The sequence below is a fragment of the Nocardia exalbida NBRC 100660 genome, assembly GCF_000308575.1.
GTDB lineage: Bacteria > Actinomycetota > Actinomycetes > Mycobacteriales > Mycobacteriaceae > Nocardia > Nocardia exalbida.
The window spans coordinates 1-26,112 of sequence record NZ_BAFZ01000108.1 but is presented as its reverse complement, the minus strand read 5'-3'; the positions used below and the strand labels follow the sequence as shown (position 1 = coordinate 26,112).

Below are 26,112 nucleotides of genomic sequence, written 5' to 3'. Positions count from 1 at the left end.
TTGCTCGCCGGATGCCGTACTGTGCCCGCGTGCCGCCATCCGCCCTTCGTGACCGCAAACGCGAACGTACCCGCCGAGCCATCCTGGAAGCCGCAGCCGAGCTGTTCGAGACCAGAGGCTACGAGGAGACCACGGTGGCCGACATCGCCGCCGCGGCGGACGTCGGCACCCGCACGTTCTTCAACTATTTCGCCAGCAAGGAAGAGCTGCTCTTCCCGGAATCCGACCAGCGCGTGCGCGCCGCGGTGGCGGCCATCGCCAGCCGACGACCGGGAGAACGGCCGGTGGAGGTCTTGCTGCGCGCCTTGCGTGCCGCCGGTGACAACCCCGGCGAGCATCTCGTCGACGACCTCTATGCCCGGATCGGCGCGCTGCGCGCCCAGGTGTCACGGACCGTGCCCGCGGTGAGCGGCCGCGCCGCGCACGCCCAACTGGTCACCCAGCGCGAGATCGCCAGACAGTTGCACAAGGCGTTTCCCGGCGAACTCGACGAGGTCGGCGCCGCCGCCCTGGTCGGCGCGGTCGTCGGCGCGGTGTCGGGTGCGCTGACCGTGCTGTTCCAGCAGCCGGTGGCCGGTGTCGAGGACGCGGAGCGCCTGCAGCGCAGGATTCACGAGACGACATCGCAGGTGCTGCAACCCTGGCTCGCCACCCAGCGCGCCGAACCGGTGGGCTGATCAGCCGAACTGCTGCCAACCCAAGCGGATCACCATCACGATCACCACCACCAGCAGCACGACGCGCACGAACTCGGCGCCCTTGCGCAGCGCCATGCGCGCGCCGACCACGGCACCGAGGGCGTTCGCCACGGCCATCCCCGCGCCGAGCGCCCACAGGATGTGCCCCGTCGCCCCGAAGAAGATCAACGCTCCGACGTTGGAGCCGCAGTTGATCACCTTCGCCATGGCGGCGGCCCGCACGAACTCGGTGCCGAGCAGGGTCGCGAAGGTGATGATCAGGAACGTGCCGGTGCCGGGACCGAGCAGGCCGTCGTAGAAGCCGATCAACCCCGCCGCCAGCGCCACCGTGAGCACAATCTTGCGCCGGGTGGGCGGGTGAGTGGCCAAGGTGACGCCGATCGACGGACGCAGCGTGACGAACACGGCGACGCCGACCAGCACCACCATCACGATCGGGACGAACAGTTCGCGGTCGATCAGCGAGACCGCGGCGGCGCCCACCGCGGCCGCCGCCGCGGCGATCACCGCCGCGGGCAGCAGCACCCGCCAGCGCATCGGCACCTTGCGCGCGAAGGTCAGCACCGAGGCGCTCGTCCCGGCGACCGCGGCGAGCTTGTTGGTGCCCAGCGCGGTCTGCGGCGCGATGCCGGGGGCCACCACGAACAACGTCGGCAACACGATCAGCCCGCCGCCACCCACCACCGCGTCCACCCAGCCCGCGGCCGTCGCCGCCGTCAACAGAACCGCCCAGTCTCCGATCTCCACCCCGGTAGACAACCAGACCCCGGCCTGGCCGGGTGTTCGGCCCGCCATCGGTCCTGACCGGATACGCGTCGTCCTCGGAGAGACCGGCGCGCGTGCGGCCGCGATATCGTGCGCGGGCAACCCTCGGACGCCCCTCGACCAGGTCTCGACGGTGGTGTCGTGCCGGAGATCGCGCCCAGCTCCACCGTTCCGACGACCGGGAACACGTCGAACTCGCGCGCGATCTCCCCGAGGCCGGTGACGAATGGGCCGGTCAGGGGCTCGGAGCCGCTTCGGTCAGCGCGGCGGCCGACAACCGTCCGTGACGGAGCCCGCCGCCGGGCCCGCCTGCCTTCCAGGCGGGCGGATCTAGGCTGAGCGCGTGCGTCGTTTCAGTCTGTGGCTCCGGGGCAAGCCCGTCGTGGCCGATTCGGTGCTCGCTGCGGTGTTCGTGCTGCTCGAGATCATCGGCGCGGGTAGCGCGCACAACAAGCTCGCCTACCTGGCCATCGGGGTGCTGCTCCCGCTGCCGCTCACCCTGCGCCGGGTGTACCCCCGGGCCATGGCGGCCACCACCTTGGCACTGTCGTTGACGGCGACGCTGGTGGGCTTCCTGTCCGAGGACGACGCCGACCACATCGCGATGCTGTCGCACGGCATCATGCTCTACACCCTGGTCGCCTACGTCGGCAGGCGGGAGGGACTGTGGTACGGGCTCGGCCTGGCGGTGGATCTCGCGCTCTCGGTCGTGGCGATCGGGAAACCCTCCGGCTCCGACAGCGTGTTCACCATCATGTTCTACGCCTTGTGCTGGACGCTCGCGGAGTTCATCGGCGCGCGGCACGCCTACGACGCCGAGGTGGCGGCCCGGCTCGCGGTCGCCGACTACGACCGGGAGCGTCGCGCGCACGACGCCGTCGCGGCTGAACGCACCCGCATCGCGCGGGAACTGCACGACGTGGTGGCCCACGCGGTGAGCGTGATCATCGTGCAGGCCGACGGCGCGAGATACGCACTGCGCCGCGACCCGGACGCCGCCGAACAGGCGCTCTCCACCATCGCGGGCACCGGCCGCGAAGCACTGCGCGAACTGCGCAGAACCGTGGCTCTGCTGCGCACCGAACACGCTCCCGACCAGTTGCCCCAGCACGGTACCGCCGGCATCGCCAAGGTCGTGGAGATGATGCGGGGCACCGGTCTGGCCGTGGAACTCGAGCTGACCGGCGAACTCGACGACATCGCCCCCGAGGTGAGCCTCGGCGTGCATCGCATCGTGCAGGAATCGCTGACCAACACGCTGCGGCATGCCGGGCCGCACCCGAAGGCGTGGGTGCGGGTCCGCCGTACCGACGCCGACGTGCTGATCGACGTCACCGACACCGGCGGGGTCCCACTGCACGAATCGGGCACGCGCATCGAGGGCAGCGGGCTCGGCTTGGTCGGGATGCGCGAACGCGTCGCCGTCCTCGGCGGCAGTCTGGAAGCGGGCCGCGACGCCGACGGAGCCTGGCGCGTGCACGCCGGCATCCCGCTGCGACCGGTCGTAGCGGAGTGAGCCGGGCCACCTTATTCTTCCGCGACGCGTAGAGCGCTGCGCCGCACAGGGTTTCGGCCTCCACGGACTGGTGCGCGCGAGCCGTCACGGCACAGGTCGCCCGGCGCGCGGAAGCGGTCACGTTACATTGGGCAACGTGCCGATCACCGTGCTCGTCGTCGATGACCAGGAACTCATGCGGATGGGATTGAAGATGGTGCTCGGCGCGCACCCCGACATCGAAGTGATCGGCGAGGCGGCCAACGGCGCCGCCGCGGTCGCCGCAGCGGCGGAACTGCGCCCCGATGTGGTGCTGATGGACGTGCGGATGCCGGTGGTGGACGGGGTCGTCGCCACCACCCGCATCGTGGAGGCAGGTCATGGCAGCCGGGTGCTGGTGATGACGACCTTCGACCTCGACGAGCACGCGCTCGGCGCGCTTCGGGCGGGGGCGAGCGGATTCCTGTTGAAGGACACCCCACCGGAGGATCTCGTCTCGGCCATCCGCAGCGTTGCCGCCGGTGACGCCGTGGTCTCGCCCAAGGTCACCAAACGCCTGCTGGACCGGCTCATCGCGGAGAACCCGGCACGGACCCGCGACCCGGGCGTGCTCGACGTGCTCACCGCCCGCGAGCGCGAGGTGCTCGAGCAGATCGCGGCAGGACGCTCCAACGCCGAGATCGCCGAGCAGTTGTACCTGTCGGAGGCGACGGTCAAGACACACGTCGGCCGGGTGCTCACCAAACTCGGTCTGCGCGACCGGGTTCAGGCGGTCGTGCTGGCCTACGAGACGGGGCTGGTGCGGCCGGGCGGCTGATGCGAGGCGGATCTCAGCGCCTTATCAGGCGGATCGGGGAGAAAAACCCGGCTGCGGAACGTTGACCGGGTAGATCGTCCGAAAGGATCGCCATGCCCGCCCTGTTGTTCGTGCTGTACGTCGTCGTCGAAGTCGCCGCCCTGGTCGCGGTCGGTCAGCTGATCGGCGTGCTGCCGACCATCCTGGTGCTGATCGCCGGATCGGCCGCGGGCATGCTGCTGGTCGGCTCCCAGGGGCGGCGGGTGTTCGAGCAGTTCCGCCGGGCCGCGCGGGGGGAAGTGGCGCCCGGGACCGCCGTGGCCGACGGCGCCCTGGTCGCGGCGGGCGGGGTGCTGATGTTCGTGCCCGGCCTGGTCACGTCGCTGTTCGGCCTGCTCTTGCTGCTGCCTCCCACACGAGTTCTGGTGCGTCCCCTCGTGCTGGCCTTCGCCGCGCGCCGCTTCCGCAGGCTCGTCGCGGCCGCGCCCTATCGCGGCGTGGTGGTCGACGGAGGCGAAGTGGTCGACGGCGCCGTCATGGGGCAGTGGTACGACGACGGCCAGGGCAACGCACGCCGCGCGATCACCTCGGCCTGAGCGTCGGAGTCGGCGTACCCGGTTCCCTGTCGCGCCGCGAAGGGCTATCGTGGCGCGATGGCCACCGAGCAACTCACCGTAACGGTGAGCGAGGAGCTGGCTGCCGCGGTCAAACGAGCGGCGGCCGCTGCGGGACAGTCGATTTCCGGATTCACGGCCGCGGCGCTGCGGCTGGAGCTGATCGCCGTGGAGGCGGGCTGCCTGCCCCCGGCGGCCGCGGCGACCGGCGGTGCGCCGCCGGAATACGCGGAAGTGATGGCGGTGCTGGCGCAGCCGGAGGATCTGGCGCGCCACCCCCTGCTGAACGGCTGACCGAAACCGCCGGATCGGGCATACGGCAGACTGGTGCCTCGTGAGTACCCAGTTGCTGATCGGCGGTCGTTTCTACAGTGCCAGTTCACCCGACGCCACGGCGATGGCGGTGAGCGACGGCACCGTCGTCTGGCTGGGCGCCGAGCAACCGGGTCGCGCGCTGCACCCGGAGGCCGAGATCGTCGACCTCGACGGCGCCTTCGTCGCGCCCGCGTTCGTCGATCCGCACGTGCACGTCACCGCGCTGGGCCTGAAATCGACCGGGCTCGACCTCTCGGCCACCCGGTCGCTCGAGCACTGCCTGCGGTTGCTGCGCGAGTTCGCCGAGGCACAGCCCGACGGCGCGATCCTGGGCGACGGCTGGGACGAGACCACCTGGCCGGAGGGACGGCCGCCCACCGTCGAGGAGCTCGACACGGCGGCGGGTGCGGGCAGGCACGTCTACCTTTCGCGGGTGGACGCGCACTCCGCGGTGGCGTCCTCGGCGTTGCTGGACGCGCGGCCCGAACTGCCCGGCACCGACGGATTCACCCGTGGCGAGCCCGTACGCGCCGCCGCCCATCACGCGGTGCGCGCCGCCGCGCTCGCGAATCTCACCCGGGCGCAACGGGATCGAGCGCGCGCCGTGGCACTCGACCACGCCGCCGCGCGCGGTGTCGTCGCGGTCCACGAGTGCGCTGGCCCGGAGATCGCGGGCCGCGCCGACGTGCGCGAACTGCTCGAATTCGAACACGGCGTCCAGGTCCGGGCCTATTGGGGCGAGGCGGTGGGTAGCGCCGAGCAGGCCCGCGCCCTGATCGACGAACTCGGGGTGCACGCCCTCGGCGGTGACCTGTTCGTCGACGGCTCCCTCGGATCGCATACCGCATGGCTGCGTGCGCCTTATGCCGACGAATCCGGCTGCGGCCGAAGCTATCTCGACGCCGAGGCGATCGCCGTCCACGTCCGCGCCTGCACCGTCGCCGGTATCCAGGCCGGATTCCACGCGATCGGCGACGCCGCCATGGACGCCGTCCTCGCCGGTGTCGAACGGGTGGTCACCGAACTCGGCGTCCCGGCGGTCGCGGCACTCGGGCATCGCGTCGAACACGCCGAGCTCGTCCACGGCGAGCACATCGCCCGCCTGGCGCGCTGGGGTGTGATCGCCAGTGTGCAACCGGGATTCGACGCCGCGTGGGGTGGGCCGGGCGGCATGTACGCCGCGCGGCTCGGCGCCGAGCGCGCCGCGGCGTTGAACCCGTTCGCCGCCATGGCCTCCGCGGGCGTCGCCCTGGCGATCGGCTCCGACGCCCCGGTCACCGCGCTCGACCCGTGGGCGGCGGTGCGTGCCGCGACCGCTCACCGCACCCCCGGCCACGGCTTGTCCCCGCGCGCCGCGTTCGCAGCGGCCACCCGCGGCGCTTGGCGCGCGGGCGGCGTCCGCGACGGGGTGGCGGGCACCCTGGTACCCGGCGCGCCCGCTTCCTACGCGATCTGGGATACCGGCGAACTCGTCGTCGCCGCGGCCGCCGACTCGGTGCAGCGCTGGTCCACGGACCCGCGGTCGCGCGTGCCGGGGTTGCCCGCGCTCGAACCGGACGCACCGCTGCCCACGTGCCTGCGTACCGTGCACCGGGGAGTGACGATCTATGCGCGATGAGCGGGCGGCCGCGGAGCCCGCGACGGCTCCCGGCCCTCGGGTACGTAAATTGGGCCGGACATTCCCCTCTCGCTTTCCCTCTACGGGCCCCAGGTCGGCCGAACGGCGGACGCCGTATCTCCAGCCGACGACCGCAGGGCAGCCGGCGTCCAGTCCGGAGCGTGCGTGGAGGGCAGTCACAAAAGATGAAGTCCGCCGAGCGGAGTGCGTTTGCGGGAGTGCGGTAACCGGGTTTCTCAGGCCTGATCGCCGGACAGCGGGATGCTTACGCTCGATGACCCGGCGGAACTCGGGCCGCCACCTGTCCGCCGTGTGGCGCTACCGCGCCGGTACGAGGACGGGCATGGCACTGAGTGCCAGAGCGGCGGGTTCCCGGAAGAGCGGCGGTGCGAGCGCGGACGGGACTGCGAGGCAGCGGCCTCGCACGTTCGAGTGGCGAGTTCACCCGGCGCCAACTCGGGCTACCGGTTCGCTGGTTCCGGCCGGGAATTGCCGGTTTTTCCGGAGGAATGCGATCAGGAAGCCGACATCGTGGCAGCGGCGGTTAACGATCCGGTGGCTGGTGACGATTCTCAGGTGGACGCCCGATTGCCCGGATGCGGTCGTGGCTGGCGTAGTTCTGCGCCGTGCTCGGGTCGAGCCGGTCGTGCGGCGTGAGATCGCCGCCGGTCCGGCTCGGTCCGACCGGTGCGCCGAGGGCTGCCCGGCCGGGCCGCTTGTGGCGGCCTTGACTTTTCGTGTGACGAACGCCACATCATCTCGTCGTTCGGGATATGCCGAGCGGCGATCCTTCGGTGGGGTGCGTCCGGCGTCGTGCCGGTCGGCCCCACGGCGGTCGGCGGCTGACCGGCGGTCGCCGGTCCGATGGTGGGCAGTGGCCGAGTGATGGTGCGGGAGCGAGCGCTAGGGATGGGGCGGAAGGTGTCCGCGGTATTACGCGGGCATCCGGTGACGGCGCGCTCGGTGGCGGCGATCGTCGCGGGACTGCTGTTGTTCGGCAGTTTTCCGCCCAGGCCGTGGTGGTTTCTCGCGCCGCTCGGCGTTGCGATACTCACCCTCGCCGTACGCGGCGACGGTCGGCTGCGGGCTGGCTTCGGCTACGGATTGCTGGCCGGACTGGCGTTTTTCGTGCCGCTGCTGCCGTGGACCGGCATCTACGTCGGGCCGCTGCCGTGGCTGGCGCTGTCCCTCGTCTGCGGGCTGTACGTGGGGGTCTTCGGTCTGCTCGGCCGGCTCGTCGGTACGTTGCCCGGCTGGCCGCTGTGGGTGGCATCGGCATGGACGGCGGCCGAATGGGGCAGATCCAGCTTCCCGTTCGGCGGGTTCCCGTGGGGGCGTTTGGCGTTCGGACAGGCCGACGGTTGGTTCCTGTCGCTGGCAGCGGTCGGTGGCGCCCCGCTGGTCGGGTTCGCGGTGGCGCTCACCGGTACCGCTACGGCGGCGTTGGTCGCCCTGCTCCAATCCTCGCTTACCCCCGGAGGCGGGTGCGAAACCGGCGCTGACGAGACCGGTCCGCTCGGACCGGGCGCCGTGCGCGGTCCCGCGACCCGACTCGGATACGCCGCGGTGATTTTCACCGTGCTCGTTGTGCCGCTCACCGGTTTGCTGCTGCGATCCGCGCTGCCCGATCCGGACGTCGGCGTCCGAACGGTCACGGTCGCGGCGATCCAGGGCAGCGTGCCGCGCCTGGGGCTGGACTTCAACGCGCAACGGCGGGCCGTGCTGGACAACCACGTCCGGCGCACCGAAGAACTGGCCGAGGAGGTGGCGGCGGGCCGCGCGCCGCGCCCCGATGTGGTGATCTGGCCGGAGAACTCCTCCGACATCGATCCGCTGCGCAATACCGACGCCGCCGCCCTGATCACCGCGGCCTCCGAGCGGATCGGCGCGCCCATCCTGGTCGGCGCCGTGCTGATCAACCAGGACCGGACGACGACCAACTCGGTGATGGTGTGGAATGGCGCGGCGGGCCCGGGTGAGCGCCACGACAAGAAGATCATCCAGCCCTTCGGGGAATACCTGCCGATGCGGAGTTTTTTCCGGCTTTTCTCCGAATACGCCGATCGGGCCGGATATTTCGTACCGGGAAATGGTGACGGAGTTGTGCACGCGGCGGGTATCGACATCGGTGTCGCGACGTGCTATGAAGTGGCCTTCGACCGGTCGTTCGAGGACGCGCTGCGCGCGGGTGCGCAGTTGCTCACCGTGCCGACGAACAACGCGACCTTCGGCGACAGCGAGATGACTTATCAGCAACTGGCCATGTCTCGCATTCGTGCCGTCGAGCACGGACGATCGCTGGTCGTCGCGGCCACCTCGGGCGTGAGCGCCATTATCAGCGCCGACGGCACTATCCGGCAGGAAACCGCGTTATTCGTGCCCGCCGCTTTGGTCGCGGAGCTTCCGTTGCGGGACGACACCACTCTCGCAACGCGAATAGGTCCTGCGCCGGAGCGGATTTTCGTTATTCTGACGGCTGCCGCCGCGCTGGCCGCGGTCGCCCGGCGGCGAGCTGCGCGCAGGGCCCGGCCGACGCCCGGTCTCGTCGGCGAACGCTAGATTTTTCCCCGCCGACCGGAAGTTAACCGAACATTTGGTATGTTCTTGCCCCCATTGTCCCGGAAGTGAAGGTGCGTAATTAAGTTGCGCACTGTTCGCCAGACAACGTAGGCGCTCGCCGGGGTACCATCGAACGGTCTGGTCAGGGCCCGTTTTGCTTCGGATCGACCTAGTCGAGTCGCAATGTTTGCGGAAATGTAACCAACCAAAGTGGCCTTCTGCCAAGGACGTTGGATGTGACACAAATCCAAAACGTCGGCAATCCGGTTGATGCGACGCTCCGAATCATAGGGCGTGGATCACGTCCTACAGCTGGCGCGCGCGCTTGCTGGGGTGGTGCTCGGGGAGTTGCGTCAACAGCGGCAGAACGGAGTGATTGATGAGTTCATTGGCCACGGATCGCGTCGACCAATGTTCATCCGGCGAATTCTCTGCACAACCGTTTGCTCTGTCACCCGCACAGACTGCCCTCTGGTACGCGCAGCGCATTCGCCCCGACGTACCGTTGACGATCTCCCAGTACGTCGAGATACACGGCGACTTGGACGAGGGGCGGTTGCTGTACGCGATCGAGCGATTCGGTGCGGAGACCCAGGTGGGTCAAGTTCGCATGGTGGAGATAGATGGCACTCCGTATCAGATCGTGGACCCGGTGCACCGGCCGGGCTGGGTCCGCATCGACCTGCGTGGCGAGGCCGATCCGTACGCGGCGGCGCTGCGCTGGATGCACGAGCACACGAGTTCGCCGATCGACCTGGAACGCGACCCGCTGACCTCCAACGCGGTGCTGCGGATCGGAGACTCCGACTACCTCTGGTACTCGTTCGCCCATCACATCGTCATCGACGGCTACGGCGCGATGAACGCGCTCACCCGCACGGCGGAGATCTACACCGCGCTGGAGAATCGGACCGAGCCGGTCGCGTCCCGGGCGACCTCCCTGGCCGAGATCTACGCCGACGAGGCGCGCTACCACGACTCCAGTCGTTTCCAGAACGATCGCGAGTACTGGCTCGGGCAGCTGTCGGGCGTGGGCGAGCCGGTGAGCCTCGGTGGCGCCCGCCTCGGCACCATCACCCATGACGCGGGCCGCAGGCTGGCCACCGCCGTGCTGGACGACGGCCACCATGCCGCGATCGAGGCGGCGACCAGCGCGTGGAACACCACCGACTCGGCGGTGTTCGTCGCCGCGCTGGCCGCGTACGTGCGGTCGGTGACGGGCAACTCGGACGTGGTCCTGAGCCTGCCGGTCTCGGCGCGCACCACGGTGTCGCTGCGCCGCTCGGCGGGCGTGATCTCCAACGTCGTGCCGATCCGGCTGCGATTCGACGAGGCGACCACGATCGGCGACCTGGTGAAGGCGGCCGAGTTGCAGATCACCGGCGCCTTACGTCATCAGCGCTACCGCCACGACGACATCCGGCGCGACAGCGGCTACTCCCGTGACGCGCGCGGATTCTTCGGCCCGATGGTCAACCTGATGCTGTTCCACGACGAACTGCGTTTCGGCAGCCTGGTCGGTTCCATGCACGTGCTGGCCACCGGCCCGGTGGAGGATCTCTCGGTCAACGTCTACAACGGCGCGGGCGGCCGCCTGCACGTCGACTTCGAAGCAAACCCCCGCCTCTACGGTGAGGCCGAAGTGAGCGTGCACCATGCGCGCTACCTGGACTTCCTCGGCCGGTTCCTGGCCGCCGATCCGCTGTCGGCCGCCGAGTCCCTCGGCGCGATCACGCACGCCGAGCGGGAACAGGTGCTGCACGGCTGGAACGCCACCACGGCGCCCCGGCAAGACGGCACGCTCGCGAGCCTCTTCGCCGAGCGCGTCGCGTCGGACCCGGACGCGGTCGCGCTCGAATTCGGTGCCGAGGCGCTGACCTACGCCGAACTCGACGCCCGCGCCAACCGCCTGGCCAGGCTGCTGATCGCGCGCGGCGCCGGACCCGATACGACGGTCGGTCTGTGCCTGCGCCGCAGCCTCGACCTGGTGGTCGGCATGTACGCCATCGTCAAGGCGGGAGCGGCGTATCTGCCGCTGGACACCGAGCATCCGGCCGAGCGGATCGGGCAGATCGTGCGTCAGGCCGAACCGCTGTGCGTGCTCACGGCGTCCCGCGACGATGTCGAACTGCCCGCGACCGTCTCCCGGCTGGAGATCGACACCGCCCGGGTCTCCGGATTCGACGACGCGCCGATCACCGACGCCGACCGCAAGGCCACACTGCGTCCCGATCACCTCGCCTACGTCATCTTCACCTCGGGATCGACCGGAAAACCCAAGGGCGTCGGCGTAACCCATGCCGCGATCGTCAACCGGCTGCGCTGGATGCAGCACGAGTATCCGCTCACCCCCGGTGACGCGGTACTACAGAAGACCCCGGCCACCTTCGACGTCTCGGTGTGGGAGTTCTTCTGGCCGTTGCAGATCGGCGCTCGATTGGTGATCGCCGCACCGGACGGGCACCGCGACCCGGCGTACCTCGCCCGGATCATCTCCGAAAAACGGATCACGACAGCGCATTTCGTGCCGTCCATGCTATCGGTGTTCGTCACCGAGGCCGATCTGAGCGGCTGCGCCTGCCTGCACCGGGTGTTCTGCAGCGGTGAGGCGCTGCCCGCCGCCACCGTGCGGGAGTTCTACGCGGCGTTACCGGCCGCCGAACTGCACAATCTGTACGGCCCGACCGAGGCCGCCGTGGACGTCACCTACTGGGCGTGCCCACCCGACGCGAGCGTCGTGCCGATCGGCTCGCCGGTGTGGAACACCGAGACCTATGTGCTGGACGACCGGTTGCAGCCCGTCCCGCCCGGCGTGGTCGGCGAACTGTATCTCGCCGGAGTCCAGCTGGCTCGCGGCTACCTGAGGCAACCGTGGCTGACCGCGGACCGTTTCGTGGCCGATCCGTTCACCCCGGGTGCCAGGATGTACCGCACCGGTGACCTGGCGCGCTGGCAGATCGGCCGCTCCGGCGGCGAGCCCGGTGTGCTGGAATACCTGGGCCGCAGCGACTTCCAGGTCAAGATCCGTGGCCTGCGCATCGAGCTCGGCGAGATCGAGGCCGCACTGCTCGACGACCCGAAGGTCGCTCGCGCGGTGTGCGTGGCGCACACCGGACGCACCGGTGACGAGCTGGTCGCCTACGTGGTCGCGGCGAAGCACGAGGACGACGACGCTCCGCTGGACACGGCGGCGCTGCTGACCGCGCTGCGGCACACGCTGCCCGGGTACATGGTGCCTTCCGCGCTGATGGAACTCGACGAGCTGCCGCTGAGCGCCAACGGCAAGATCGATCGCAAAGCGCTGCCCGCTCCCGCGCCGAGCGTGCGGTCGATCCGGCCGATCGCCGAGCCGCGGACCGAGGTGGAGCGCGTCCTCGCGGGCATCTTCGCCGAGGTGCTCGACACCGAGGTCGGCGTCGAGGACAACTTCTTCGATCTGGGCGGCAACTCGCTCATCGCCGCGCGGGCGGTGTCCAGGATCAACGCCGCGCTCGGCACCGCGCTGACCATCCGCGATCTGTTCGAGGCCGCGACGATCGACGCGCTCACCCGTCGCTTCGCCACGCAGACCGCCGACGTCTCCTCACCGCGGCTGGCGCCCGCCGAACGACCGGAGCGGATCCCGCTGTCGCAGGCACAGCAGCGGCTGTGGATCCTGAACCGGTTCTCCGAGCATGCCGCCGCGTACAACATGCCGCTGGCGGTGGCGGTGGAGGGGCCGCTGGATGTGGCCGCGCTGCGGGCGGGTCTGGTGGACGTCATCGAACGGCACGAGAGCCTGCGCACCACCTTCCCGGAGTCGCCGGACGGGCCCTGCCAGCTGATCCACCCGGCCGAGGCGATCCCGCTGACGCTCGACCCGATCGATGCGGCCGAATCCGATGTGGCGGAACTGGCGACCGAATTCGCCGGGTACGGCTTCGATCTGCGCCGCCAGGCCCCGATCCGGGTGGCGCTCTACCGCACCGGTCCGCAGCGGCACGTCTTCCTCATCGTGTTGCATCACATCTGCGGTGACGGCTGGTCCATCGCACCGTTGGCCAAGGACCTGATGACGGCGGTGGCCGCGCGCGCGAACGGTGTCGCGCCGCAGTGGACGCAACTGCCGGTGCAGTACGCCGATTTCGCGCTCTGGCAGCGCGAACTGCTCGGCGAGGAGTCGGACCCGGGCAGCGCCCTCAGCAGGCAGCTCACCCACTGGCGCTCGGCGCTGGCCGGCCTGCCCGAGCAGCTCGACCTGCCGCTGGATCGCCCGCGCCCGCTACGCAGATCGACCGTCGGCGGCCGGGTCGAGTTCGCCATCCCGGCCGAGATCCGCCGGGGCGCGATCGAACTCGCGGCCAGCCGGGGCGTGAGCATGTTCATGGTGCTGCACGCGGCGCTGGCGACGTTGCTGTCGCGGCTGTGCGCGAGCGATGACATCGCGATCGGCACCCCGATCGCGGGCCGCTCCGATCCGGCGCTCGACGACCTGGTCGGCATGTTCGTCAACACCCTCGTCCTGCGAACCGCGGTCGACCCGGCGGTCGGATTCGACCGCATGCTCGACGTGGTGCGCGAGACCGATCTCAACGCCTTCGCCAACGCCGACGTGCCGTTCGAGCGGCTTGTCGAGGTGGTCAACCCGGAGCGTTCCCCGTCGCGGCACCCGTTGTTCCAGGTGATGCTGTCCTACGACCACGCGCCGGACCTGCGGATCGATCTGCCCGGGGTGCGCGCCGAGGTGCTGCCGATCGCTTCGGACGTCGCCAAGTTCGATCTGCAGCTGGTCGTCCACGACGACTCGGGCGACGGCCCGCTGTCGGCCGAATTCGGCTACACCACCGATGTTTTCGACCAATCCACGGTGCAGTCGTTCGCCCGCCGGTTCATCGCGGTGCTGGCGGGCGGCGTGGCGGCCCCGGAGCTTCCGGTGGGCGACCTGCCGATCCTGGACCGCAGGGAAACCGAGAACCTCGTGCCCATCGCGGGCGCGCCGGCCGAGCCGCCGATCACCCTGGCCACCTTGCTCACCGCCACCGCGCGCCGGCTGCCGGACGCGGTGGCGGTGCGCTACCTCGGTGCCGACACCACCTACCGCGAACTCGACGAGCGCTCGAACACGCTGGCGCGCGCCCTCATCCAGCACGGCGCCGGGCCCGAGACGGTCGTCGCGATCGCGCTGCCGCGCGGTCTCGACGCGATCACCGCGATCTGGGCCGTCGCCAAAACCGGTGCGGCCTATGTGCCCGTCGACCCGAACTACCCGACTGAGCGCATCGCGCACATGATCGGTGACTCCGGCGCGATGCTCGGCCTGACCGACTCCGATTGCCTGGCGGCCCTGCCCGCGTGGCCCTCGCGGGGCAAGCATCGCAAAGGTGAGGCCGACTGGCTGGTCCTGGGCTCCGGCGAACTGACCGCGGAGTCGTCGGGCCGCCCGGCGGACCCGATCACCGACGACGAGCGCCACCACCCGATGCGGGTGAGCCACCCGGCCTACCTCATCTACACCTCCGGGTCCACCGGCATGCCGAAAGCGGTCGTGGTGACCCACGCGGGCATCGCGTCCCTCGCCGCCGAGCAGAACTACCTGTTCGGCATCTCGGACGCGGCGCGTACGCTGCACTTCTCCTCGCCCAGCTTCGACGCATCGGTGCTGGAGATGCTGCTCGGCTTCGCCGCGGGCGCCACGATGGTGATCGCCCCCTCGGGCATGTACGGCGGCGCCGAGCTGGCCACACTGCTGCGCGATGAGCGGGTCACCCACGCCTTCGTCACTCCCGCCGCGCTGGCCACCGTGCCGAACGAGGGGCTCGACGAGCTGGAGACGGTCATCGTCGGCGGTGACGCCTGCTCGGAGGAACTCGTCGAGACCTGGACCGCCGGGCATCGTATGCACAACATGTACGGTCCCTCGGAGGCCACCGTCGCCGCGACCGCGAGCGGGCCGATGGAGCCGGGTCGCCCGGTGCCGCTCGGTTCGCCCGTCCGCGGCATGCGACTGTTCGTGCTGGACAACCGTTTGCACCCGGTGCCGCCGGGCACGCCCGGCGAGCTGTACGTGTCGGGTCCCGGCGTCGCCCGCGGCTACCACGGACGTTTCGCCCTGACCGCGCAGCGGTTCGTGGCCAACCCGCACGGCAGGCGCGGGGAGCGGATGTACCGCACCGGCGATCTGGTCGTCGTGGAGCGGACGGGGCGGCTGCGGTTCCTCGGACGCGCGGACGACCAGATCAAGATCCGCGGCTTCCGCATCGAACTGCGCGAGATCGACAATGTGCTGCGCCTGCATCCCGGCATCCGGTTCGCGCTCACCGTGGTGCACACCGATGAGCACGGCCAGGTACGGCTGGCGTCGTATGTCACGGCCGACCGGCCGGTCGAGACGCGGGCCGTGCTGGAGACCGCGCGCAGGCAGCTGCCCGGCTACATGGTGCCCGCCTCGGTGGCGGTGCTCGACGAGATCCCGGTCACCCCCGCGGGCAAGCTGGATCGAAAGGCGTTGCCCGCGCCGGTGTTCGCGGCCGCGGGAACCTCCCGCCCGCCGAGCACCGCGCTGGAGCTGGGCGTGGCGGGCGTGTTCGGCGGGGTGCTCGGACGCCCGGTCCTCGGAGCCGAGGACAGCTTCTTCGATCTCGGCGGCAACTCGCTGCTGGCCACCCGGCTCGCCGCCGCGCTGCACGCGGAGTTCGGTGTGGAGCTGCCGGTGCGGTCGATCTTCGAGGCGCCTACGGTCGCCGGGATCGCCGGGCAACTGGATCGAGCGCCCCGGACGCAGCGGCCGGCGCTGGCGGTGCGGACACCGCGTCCGGGACGTATTCCATTGTCGCTGCCGCAGCAGCGTTTGTGGTTCCTCAACCGATTCGCGCCCGAATCGAGTGCCTACAACATCGCTTTCGTGATCCGCGTTGCCGGTGATCTCGACGTGCCCGCACTGCGCGAAGCGCTCGCCGATGTGCTGCGGCGGCACGAGGTGCTGCGCACCGTCTTCCCGGAGGACGCTGAAGGCGCCCAGCAGGTGGTCCTGCCGGTCGAGCGCGCACTGCCGGAGGTGGCGGTCACCGACATCGACGACTCCGGCGCGAAGGCTGCCCTGGAAGCACTGGCGCACAACGGGTTCGACCTCACCGGTGAGCCGCCCCTGCGGCTGTCGCTGCTGCGCACCTCGCCCGAGCGCTACCTGCTCGGTGTCGTGCTGCACCACATCGCGGCCGACGGCTGGTCGCTCGGCCCGCTCACCGGGGACCTGGCCGCCGCCTATGCGGCACGGCACGAGGGCGAGGCGCCGTCGTGGACGCCGCTTCCGGTGCAGTACGCCGACTTCGGACTCTGGCAGCGTGCCTGCCTCGGTGAGGAGAGCGATCCGGACAGTGCCGCGGCGACCCAACTGGAGTACTGGCGCACCGCGCTGGCCGACCTCCCCGATCAGCTGCCGCTGCCGTATGACCGGCCGCGGCCCGCGGAGCCGACCCAGCAGGCCGGGACGGTGCGTTTCACGGTGCCGGAACAGGTGCAGCGCGAACTCGCCGCGCTGGCCCGCGAGCGCGGCGTCAGCAAGTTCATGGTGCTGCGTTCGGCGTTCGCGGTGCTGTTGCGCTGTGTCACCGGTGGTCGCGACATCGTGATCGGCACCCCCGTGGCGGGGCGCACCGACACCAAGCTCGACCGATTGGTCGGCATGTTCGTGAACACGTTGGTGCTGCGCTCCGACGTCGATCCGGACCGCAGCTTCACCGATCTGCTGCGCGCCGATCGGGACACCGAGCTGGCCGCGCTGGCGCATGCCGACATCCCGTTCGAGCGCATCGTGGACGAATTCGGCGCCGAAGCCCGCTCCTCGGGCAGGCACCCGCTGTTCCAGGTCGCACTGAGCGTGCAGGACGGTCCGGCGCCGACGCTGGAACTGCCCGGTCTCGCACTGCGCGCGGAGCCGCTGGACATCGCGTCCGCGAAGTTCGATCTGGAGCTGCGCGTCGCGAACGACACCGGCCGGCCGGGGTCCATCGCGGGCGAGGCGGACAGCGTCTTCGAATTCATCTACGCCGCCGAGCTTTTCGCCGCGATGACGATCGAGACGCTGGCGGACCGATTCTTGCGCGTGCTCACCGCCGTCACCGGCGACCCGCGCGTACTGATCCGCGACGTCGACGCGCGCACCGACCACGAGCGCCGCACCCTCGCCCCCGCGCGGGGCGGCCCGGCGGCCCCGCCGTGCACGCTGGCCGAGTACTTCACCGCGACCGCGCAGCGGTATCCACACCACACGGCGCTGTGCGCGGGCACGACGTCACTCACCTATGCCGAGCTCGACCGGCGCTCCAATCGCCTGGCGCGCGCGCTGATCGCGCGCGGACTCGGTCCGGGGACGCGGATGGCGCTCGGGCTCACCCGCTCGACCGATTCGGTGGTGGCGATGCTGGCGGCGGCGAAGTCCGGCGCGGCGTTCGTCCCGGTCGACCCGAAGTACCCCGCCGACCGCATCCGGCACATGCTCGCCGACTCCGGTTGCGCGACCGGCGTCGCGATCACCACGCATGTGCGGCACCTGCGCGAGGGCGCCCCGGCGGGGCGCGACATCGAGTGGTTGCTGCTGGACCGCCCCGAGTTCGCCGCCGAACTCGAAGGCCACGACGACGCCCCGATCCACGACCGCGAGCGTTCGCGCACCATCCAGGTGGCCGATCTGGCCTATCTGATCTACACCTCGGGGTCGACCGGAACGCCGAAGGGCGTCGCGGTGACCCACAGCGGTCTGGCCAACCTGGCCGACGAGATCCGCGACCGCATCGGCGTCGACGAGCATTCCCGCACACTGCACTTCGCGACGCCGAGTTTCGACGCGGCGATCCTGGACCTGTTGATCGCACTGGGGGCGGGCGCGGCGATGGTGATCTGCCCGACCGACATCTACGGCGGCGACGAGCTGGCCGCGCTGATGGAACGCGAGCGCGTCTCGCACGGCTTCATGACCCCGGCCGCACTGGCCACGATCGACCACGAACGGTGGCCGCTGCCGCATATGCGGGCGCTCATGGTCGGCGGCGAGGCGGTGGCGCCGGACCTGGTGTCGCGGTGGGCGCCGGGACGGGTGATGTGCGATGTGTACGGGCCCACCGAGACCACGGTGGTCATCACCATCTCCGGCCCGATGCGCGCCGGTGAGCCGATCACCATCGGCACCCTGGTGCGGGGTGCCCGGGCATCGGTTCTCGACGAGCGGCTGCGCCCGGTACCGGTCGGCGTCCCCGGCGAGTTGTACCTCTCGGGGCATGGCGTCGCACGCGGGTACTTCGACCGATTCGGCCTCACCGCGACACGTTTCGTGGCCGATCCGCACGGCCCCGCCGGCGCCAGGATGTACCGGACCGGCGACGTGGTGCGCTGGAACGCCTCGGGCGAGCTGGTCTACCTCGGGCGCAGCGACCACCAGGTGAAACTGCGCGGTTTCCGTGTCGAACTCGGCGAGATCACCGCCGCGCTCGGCGAACACCCGTCGGTGCGATTCGCGCACACCGAGGTGCGCCGCATCGCGGGCGCCGACCGGATCATCGCCTTCGTCCAGCCCGCCGACCGCACGGCCGGGGTGGACACCGAAGCGCTGCGCGCGTTCGTCGCGCACCGGCTGCCCACGCACATGGTGCCCTCCGGTGTCACCGTGCTGGACACCATCCCGCTCACCCCCGTCGGGAAGCTGGACGTCGGCGCACTGCCCGAGCCGCAGTCCGTCGGCGATTCGACCGGTCGTGCGCCCCGGACCGACACGGAGCGCTTGGTCGCCGCCGTGATGGGCGAGTTGATCGGGGCCGAGGGTGTGCACGCCGACGACAACTTCTTCGACATCGGCGGCAACTCGTTGCTGGCGACCCAGCTCGTCGCGCGGCTGGCCGCCGCGACGAACGTGCGGCTCGCCGTGCGCGCCGTGTTCGCCACGCCGACGGTCGCCGGACTCGCCGAGCTGCTGGACACGGGTGCGGCGTCCGACGCGGACCGCCCCGCGCTGGTGCGCAGGGAACGCCCGGAGCGCATACCGCTGTCGGCCGCGCAACGGCGGCTGTGGTTCCTCAACCGGTTCAACGCGGGCGGGTCGAGCGGGGGACAGTCGGCGGGCGCCTACAACATCCCGCTCGTGCTGCGCATGACCGGCGACCTGGATGTCGGCGCGCTGGTCTCGGCGCTGCGTGCGGTGCAGGTCAGGCACGAAACCCTGCGCACGGTGTTCCCGGAGACCGACGGCGCACCCGCCCAGGTCGTGCTCGACCCGGCCGAGGCGGCGATCCCGCTGGCGCGGATGACCGCGCGTCCGGAGGAGATCGAGACCGCCGTACGGCGTTTCGTCGCACCGGGATTCGATCTGGCCACCACCGTGCCGATCCGTGCGGCGCTGATCTCGGTGCCGAGCGGCGCCGACGAACCGGCGCAGCATGTTCTCGTCGTGGTCGTGCACCACATCGCGATGGACGGCTGGTCGCTCGAGCCGATGGCCGCCGACGTCGCGGTGGCCTATCGCGCCGCTCGCGGCGGCGGCGCACCGGACTTGCCGGAGCCGGAGGTGCAGTACGCCGACTACACCCTGTGGCAGCAGGACGTGCTCGGCAGCGAGGACGACCCGGACTCGGCGGTGAGCGGGCAGCTGGCCTACTGGCGGCAGGCCCTGGACGGCATCCCCGAGTTGCTGACCGTGCCCGCCGACCGCCCGCGCCCGCCCGCTCCGTCCTACCGGGGCGGCACCGTCGAGTGCGCGGTGGACCCGGTCACCCACCGCGAGCTGCAGACGATCGCGGGCAGCAACAACGTCAGCCTGTTCATGGTCCTGCACGCCGCGCTCGCGGTGCTGCTGCACCGGATGACCACTACCGACGACATCACCGTCGGCACCCCGATCGCGGGCCGCGGTCATCCCGCGCTGGACCGGCTGGTCGGCATGTTCGTCAACACCCTCGTGCTGCGCACACGGATCGACCCGGGCGCCCGGTTCACCGACTTGCTGCACACGGTGCGCGAAACCGACCTGGACGCCTTCGCCCACGCGGACCTGCCGTTCGAACGTCTCGTGGAGGTGCTCAATCCGGCCAGGTCCCAGGCGCACCATCCGATGTTCCAGGTGATGCTCTCGGTCCGCAACGAGCCGGTCGGGGGGCTGGACCTGCCGGGGATGCGCATCGAGGCCGCGGACATCGACACCGGGATCGCGAAGTTCGATCTCCAGTTCACCCTGACCGAAACGCAGACCGCGCACCGAGATCCGGCCGGCATCACGGTGTCGGTGAACTACGCGCGGGATCTGTTCGACGAGCCGACCGCCCAGCGGCTCGGCAAGCGCCTTGCCCGGCTGCTCGCCGCGATCGCCGCGAGCCCGACCACCGCGGTGGGCGATCTGGAGCTGCTCGACCCAGCCGAGTGGTCGGGGCTGGCTCCGGTACGCGGAGGGAAACCGGACCGGCCGATCACCTTCCCCGAGGTGTTCGAGCAGGCCGCGAGCGTCGATCGCGCCGCCGTCGCCTTGGTCTCCGACGGCACCGAGGTGACCTACGACGCCCTCGATCGCTGGACCAACCGGCTGGCGCGGGTGCTCATCGCCCGTGGCGTCGGCCCGGAAACCCTGGTGGCGCTCGGTATCCCGCGATCGATCGAGTCGGTGGCGACCGTGCTCGCGGTGGCCAAGGCCGGGGCGGCGTTCGTGCCGGTCGACCCGTTGTACCCGCAGCAGCGCATCACCCACATGCTGTCGGATTCCGGTGCGGCGCTGGGTATCACACTGGCGAGTTACCGCGGCGAGCTGCCCGAGGGCACGGAGTGGATCGTGCTCGACGATCCGGCCTTCCGCGCGCGGGTGCTCGACGCGCCGGACGCGCCGATCGCCGACACCGAGCGCCTCGCTCCACTGCGCATCGACAACCCGGCGTACGTGATCTACACCTCCGGCTCCACCGGCACACCGAAGGGCGTGATGGTCACGCACGGCGGATTGTCGAACTTCGCCGCCGAGACCGCCCACCGGTTCGACGTCCAGCCGGGATGCCGCGTGCTGCACTTCGCCACTCCGAGCTTCGACGCCGCGATGCTCGATCTGCTGCTGTCCCTCGGCGGCGCGGCGACCCTGGTGATCACGCCCGGCGGCGTGGTCGGCGGCGACGATCTGCGGCAGGTGTTCGCCGCGGAACGGATCACCCACGCGTTCATCACCACCTCCGCCCTCGGCACGGTCGACCCCACCGGCCTGCGCGAGTTGCAGCACGTGCTGGTCGGCGGTGAAGCGCTGCCGCCGGACCTGGTGACCAGATGGGCGCCCGGCCGCAGCCTGTACAACGTCTACGGTCCGACCGAGACCACCATCGTCACGGTCATCTCCCAGCCGATGACACCCGGCGAGCCGATCACCATCGGCGGACCCATCCGTGGCGTGAACGCGGCGATCCTGGACGCGCGGCTGCATCCGGCTCCGCTCGGGGTGACCGGTGAACTGCACCTGGCCGGTGACGCGCTGGCCCGCGGCTACCTGAACCGTCCGGGATTGACCGCCCAGCGGTTCGTCGCCAATCCGTTCGGCAAGCCGGGGGAGCGGATGTACCGCACCGGCGATCTGGTGCGCTGGTGGGCCGGGTCGCGCGAGCACGGGGCGGCGGTGGATGCCGCGCCGGAGATCGAGTACGTCGGCCGCACCGACCATCAGGTCAAGATCCGCGGCTTCCGCATCGAACTCGGCGAGGTCGACGCCGCGCTCGCCCGCCATGGCGCGGTGGCGTTCTCGACCACCATCGGGCATCGCACCCCGGCCGGCGCGACGGCGCTGGTGTCGTATGTGAAGGCGCGCGACGGGGTGACGCTCACCGCGGCCGAGTTGACCGGGCACCTGACCGGATTGATGCCGAACTACATGGTCCCCCAGTCGATCATGTTGCTCGACGAGGTGCCGCTCAGCCCGGTGGGCAAGCTGGATCGCGCGAAGCTGCCGGAGCCGGTGTTCACCGCGGGCGAGGGCTACCGCGCACCGTGCACCCCCGCGGAGGAGGCGTTGTGCGCGGCCTTCGCCGAGGTACTCGGTGTGGAGTCGGTGGGCGTCGACGATGGCTTCTTCGAACTCGGCGGCAACTCGCTGCTGGCCACGAAAGTGGTCGCGCACGTGCGGGAGACGGGTATCGATCTGCCGGTGCAGTTGATGTTCGGCGACGCGACGCCCGCGGCGATCGCGGCGCGGCTGGACGGGGCGGACGCGTCCTCGGGCAGCGCGGTGGCGGCGATGCTCGCGCCGGTGCTGCCGATCCGGCCGAGCACCGCGGCGAGTCAGGCGCCGTTGTTCTGCGTGCATCCGGCGATCGGATTGGCATGGTGCTACTCGGGGTTGCTCGCGCACCTGCCTGCGGATCGGCCGGTCTACGGCTTGCAGGCTCCGCACGTCGCGGGGGAGGACAGCTACGAGTCGATCGCCGAGGCCGCGGGTCACTACGTGGCCGCGATCAAGCAGATCCAACCGGAGGGCCCCTACCACTTGCTCGGCTGGTCGCTCGGCGGGCTGATCGCCCACGAGATGGCGGTGCAGCTGCAAGAGGCGGGCGAGGAGGTCGCCTTGCTGTCGATGATGGACAGCTACCGGCTGTCCGACGAATTGCTCGCGCACGCGACCCCGAGCGTCGCCGAGATCGTCGGAGAATTCGGCAACGACGACCTCGATGGCGAGATCGATCCGGACATGAGTCTGCGGGACGCGGCCGAACTGCTGCGCGCCCGGTCCGGGCCGTTCGCGGCGCTGACCGTGGAGCATCTGGAGCGGCTCTACGCGGGCTACGAGAACGGCACCGTGCTCGCGCACAGCTTCCGGCCCCGGCCGTTCGACGGCGATTTGCTGTTCTTCACCGCGGGCGACGACCCGGTCAACCGGAACGACCCCGACCGGCGCGCCGACGCCTGGCAGCCGCACGTCACCGGCGCCGTCCATGACCACGAGCTGCGCTGCGCGCATTCCGCGATGACCACCCCGGACGCGCTGGCGGTGATCGGGCCGGTGCTGCGGAGGTGGCTGGAGACGAAGGAGACGCCCAGGTGAGCTTCGCGGTGGAGGTAACCGGCCTGGTGAAGAACTACGGCCGGGTCCGCGTGCTGGACGAGGTCGACCTACGAATCCCCACCGGCACCGTGATGGGCCTGCTCGGCCCGAACGGCGCGGGTAAGACGACGACCGTGCGGATCGTCACCACGCTGCTGAAACCGTCCGCCGGGTCGGTGCGGGTAGCGGGGATCGACGTGCTGCGCGATCCCGCCGCGGCGCGCAAAAGGATCGGCCTGTCCGGCCAGTACGCCGCCGTCGACGGCAACCTGTCCGGCTACGAGAACCTGCGCATGGTGGCCCGGCTGTACGGGATGTCGCAACGCCAGGCCTCGGCCCGGGCCACCGAACTGCTCGGCGTCCTCGGGCTCGACTACGCCGCGCACCGCAGGGCAGGAACCTACTCCGGTGGCATGGCCCGGCGGCTCGACCTCGCCGGCGCGCTGGTCGCCAGGCCCGCCGTGGTGGTGCTGGACGAGCCGACCACCGGTCTGGACCCGCGCGGCAGGCTGGACATGTGGCGGGTGATCGGCGAGCTCGTCGACGACGGGACCACGGTGCTGCTCACCACGCAGTATCTCGAAGAGGCCGACCTGCTGGCCGACCGCATCACCGTCATCGACCACGGGCGGGTCATCGCCCGCGGCTCGGCCGACGAGCTGAAGACCTCGATCGGTGGCGACCGCCTCACCGTCACCCTGGCCGCCGGGCAGGCCGCCGAGCCCGCGCTGGTCGTCCTGGCGCAGATCGGCGTCGGCGAGCCCGGCCACGAGGCGGGCACCGACGAGGTGTCGGTGGTGGTCGGCGACGGTTCGCGCACCATGGTGGAGGCACTGCGCAGGCTCGACGACGCGGGTGTCTGCGTGGTCGACGCGAACGTGCACCGGCCGAGCCTCGACGACGTATTCCTTTCCCTCACCGGCAAACCGGGAGGCGCGCCCGCCACGGAACCGGAGACCGACGACGTACAAGAGGAGATCATGTCGTGAGCACGGCAATGGTGGGGGAGGCCACCCCGAAGGCGGAGCCGGAGCCGAGAAAAGCCGCCGCGCAGCCGAATTCCGCTCCGCGCCTGCGGCTGTTCCGGGACAGCGCGATCGTCGCCCACCGCAATCTGCTGACCATCCTGCGCGTGCCCACGCTGCTGGTGACCGCGACGATCCAGCCGCTGATGTTCGTGTTCCTGTTCGCCTACATCTTCGGCGCCTCACTGGGCGGGGGCCAGTACCGGGAATTCCTGCTCGCGGGCATCTTCACCCAGACGGTCGCGTTCAATGCCGCGTTCACCACGGTCGGACTGGCCGGGGACTTACAGAAGGGCATCATCGACCGGATGCGGGCGCTGCCGATGTCACGGCTGGCCGTGCTGATGGGCCGCACGCTGTCGGACCTCGTGGTGAACATCCTGAGCCTGGCGGTGATGGTCGGATGCGGGTACGTGGTCGGCTGGCGCATTCACGGCAGCGTCACCGATGCCGTGCTGGCGTTCGCGGTGATCCTGCTGTTCGCGTTCGCGATGTCCTGGATCGGCGCGCTGACCGGTTTGCTGTCACCGACCGTCGAGGTGGCGCAGAGCGCCGGGCTGATCTGGCTGTTCCCGCTGACGTTCATCTCCTCGGCGTTCATCTCGGCCGAGACGCTGCCCGGCCCGCTGCGCACGATCGCCGAGTGGAATCCGATCACCGCGGTATCGGCGGCGGGGCGAAAGTTGTTCGACAACGACTCGCCGCCCACGTTCGTCCCGCCCACCGGCTGGGCCGCCGACCACTGCGTCGAGTACGCGGTGGCCTGCTCGGTGGCGATCCTCGTGGTCGCTGTGCCGCTGGCGCTGCTGCGCTACCGCAAGGTGGCCAGTCGCTGACCGGTGTGTGCGAGACACGAACGGCCGCCGCATCCGATGATGCGGCGGCCGTTGTCCGTGAAGCGCGGACCGTCAGGCGCGGCGGCGGGTCTTGAGCAGTTCGAGGCGCTCCTTGAGCAACTCCTCGAGCTCCTCCTTGCTGCGGCGCTCCAGCAGCATGTCCCAGTGCGTGCGCGGCGGCTTGACCTTCTTGGTCTCCTGGCTGGTGCCCTCGATCAGCACGCCCTCCTGGCCGTTGCGGCACAGCCAGGTCGGCGGGATCTCGGCGTCGTCGGCGAAGGGAACATCGAATTCCTCGCCGTTGTCGGTCCGGTACCGGGCGATCCGACGCGGAGCCAGGTCGTGGTCGCGATCGGTCTCGTAGCTCACCGCTCCGAGCCGACTGCCTCGGAGTACGCGATCTGCCATGGTGTGCCTCTCCCTGTGTGCTCGAGTCTTCGTGCGCTGCGACCGTGTCCGCACGAGTGCGCGGGGGCACCCGCCGGACCTTACGTACAACGATCGGGCCTGCGCCGATAGTTCCCGACGCGGCCGCGGTGAACCGTTCCATTGTAGTGCCCGCGTCGCGCAGGCCTCGCCACGCCCGAGGCCGGGTGATTCGCGGCGGGGGTCGCTGAGCGGATCGCGGGTGGCGAGCGATTAGTGTTCTGCGTCATGTCGCGCCGCTTGTCCTGCCAGTGGTGTGGGCGGGAGATCGTGGAATCGGAGGCCGGCCGCCGTCGCCGGTACTGCCGCCAGTCCTGTCGCCAACGCGCCTACGAACACCGCAACAGCTTGAAGGGAACCGGAATTCCCGACGACGCGGTGGTGCTCAGTGCCCAGGAGGCCGCCGACCTGGCCGATCGCTGGTTCGCGGCCCGCTGCGCCGCCGAGGACGTCGCCACCGCCATCGGGGAGGGCGCGACGCCCGAGGAGCTGGCCGCGCTCGGCCGGACTCTGGTCGCGCTCACCCGTGACGCGGAACGTCTGCGCTGACCGGCCCCGCTGCCGGGTGGCGGTGCGCGGCTCCGGTGTCGCGGTGGCGCAGGTACACCGCACCGAGCAGTGCTCCGACGGTCGCGACGAGCCCGCCTGCCGCCAGCCAGGTGGCCGGGTCCGGGTGGACCAGTGACTGAGCGCGCATCGCCTGCCAGAAGACCAGCGCCAGCAGACCGGCGTACCCGGCCGCGAGCACACCCACGACGGCCGCGCGGGCGCGTTCCGTACGCAGCCAGCGGTAGCGCGGCGCGAGCCAGGCGAGGGTGACGGCCACCACCAGCAGCACCTGGATGCCGTGCAGTCCGACGAAATGCGGAACGCGCAGGTCACCGCCGACGGTGCTCCAGTGCGTGATCGGCATGCCGCCCATGGCGTCGCGCGGCGCGAGAT

At 70.6% G+C, this 26,112-nt stretch carries 13 protein-coding genes and 1 pseudogene; 11 read left to right on the top strand and 3 right to left on the bottom strand.

The window, feature by feature from the left end:
* Positions 1–29: 29 nt before the first annotated feature.
* The gene (locus tag ON29_RS25250) at positions 30–677 is read left to right on the top strand and encodes a TetR/AcrR family transcriptional regulator (protein WP_245549102.1); all 648 of its coding nucleotides are present in this window, start codon (positions 30–32) and stop codon (positions 675–677) included.
* On the opposite strand, the gene ON29_RS25245 is transcribed toward ON29_RS25250, so the two are convergent.
* The gene (locus ON29_RS25245) at positions 678–1,445 is read right to left on the bottom strand and encodes a TSUP family transporter (RefSeq protein ID WP_040870122.1); all 768 of its coding nucleotides are present in this window, start codon (positions 1,443–1,445) and stop codon (positions 678–680) included.
* 361 nt (positions 1,446–1,806) lie between these two features.
* Between ON29_RS25245 and ON29_RS25240 the strand changes: the two genes are divergently transcribed.
* The 9 genes from ON29_RS25240 (at position 1,807) to ON29_RS25200 (ending at position 24,744) form a co-directional block, all read left to right on the top strand.
* Complete coding sequence (locus ON29_RS25240) at positions 1,807–2,979, top strand: sensor histidine kinase (RefSeq protein ID WP_040870120.1); 1,173 nt, start codon at positions 1,807–1,809, stop codon at positions 2,977–2,979.
* A gap of 136 nt (positions 2,980–3,115) precedes the next feature.
* Positions 3,116–3,775, top strand: a complete 660-nt coding sequence (locus ON29_RS25235; RefSeq protein WP_040870148.1) for a response regulator — start codon at positions 3,116–3,118, stop codon at positions 3,773–3,775.
* Positions 3,776–3,867: 92 nt separating this feature from the next.
* On the top strand, positions 3,868–4,350 hold the full coding sequence (locus ON29_RS25230) for an FxsA family protein (RefSeq protein ID WP_040870118.1): 483 nt from the start codon (positions 3,868–3,870) through the stop codon (positions 4,348–4,350).
* Positions 4,351–4,407: 57 nt separating this feature from the next.
* Complete coding sequence (locus tag ON29_RS25225) at positions 4,408–4,662, top strand: ribbon-helix-helix protein, CopG family (protein ID WP_040870117.1); 255 nt, start codon at positions 4,408–4,410, stop codon at positions 4,660–4,662.
* A 40-nt stretch (positions 4,663–4,702) separates the two neighbouring features.
* The gene (locus ON29_RS25220; protein WP_040870114.1) at positions 4,703–6,301 is read left to right on the top strand and encodes an amidohydrolase; all 1,599 of its coding nucleotides are present in this window, start codon (positions 4,703–4,705) and stop codon (positions 6,299–6,301) included.
* A gap of 909 nt (positions 6,302–7,210) precedes the next feature.
* Positions 7,211–8,860: an apolipoprotein N-acyltransferase gene (gene lnt, locus ON29_RS25215; protein WP_051175573.1), complete on the top strand. Its 1,650-nt coding sequence runs from the start codon at positions 7,211–7,213 to the stop codon at positions 8,858–8,860.
* A 379-nt stretch (positions 8,861–9,239) separates the two neighbouring features.
* Entirely contained in the window at positions 9,240–22,883 is a 13,644-nt protein-coding gene (locus ON29_RS25210) for a non-ribosomal peptide synthetase (RefSeq protein ID WP_040870112.1), read from the top strand.
* Complete coding sequence (locus ON29_RS25205) at positions 22,880–23,872, top strand: daunorubicin resistance protein DrrA family ABC transporter ATP-binding protein (protein WP_040870110.1); 993 nt, start codon at positions 22,880–22,882, stop codon at positions 23,870–23,872. The genes ON29_RS25210 and ON29_RS25205 overlap by 4 nt, the downstream gene beginning before the upstream one ends.
* Before the next feature lie 89 nt (positions 23,873–23,961).
* The gene (locus ON29_RS25200; protein ID WP_040870144.1) at positions 23,962–24,744 is read left to right on the top strand and encodes an ABC transporter permease; all 783 of its coding nucleotides are present in this window, start codon (positions 23,962–23,964) and stop codon (positions 24,742–24,744) included.
* Positions 24,745–24,816: 72 nt separating this feature from the next.
* On the opposite strand, the gene ON29_RS25195 is transcribed toward ON29_RS25200, so the two are convergent.
* Entirely contained in the window at positions 24,817–25,152 is a 336-nt protein-coding gene (locus ON29_RS25195; protein WP_040779429.1) for an RNA polymerase-binding protein RbpA, read from the bottom strand.
* A 246-nt stretch (positions 25,153–25,398) separates the two neighbouring features.
* Between ON29_RS25195 and ON29_RS25190 the strand changes: the two genes are divergently transcribed.
* A complete protein-coding gene (locus tag ON29_RS25190) occupies positions 25,399–25,719 on the top strand; it encodes a hypothetical protein (protein WP_040870108.1) in 321 nt (106 codons plus the stop codon).
* Here the strand turns inward: ON29_RS25190 and ON29_RS25185 are convergent.
* Positions 25,691–26,112, bottom strand: a pseudogene (locus ON29_RS25185) (hypothetical protein); the annotation flags it as partial. The gene ON29_RS25190 and the pseudogene ON29_RS25185 overlap by 29 nt on opposite strands.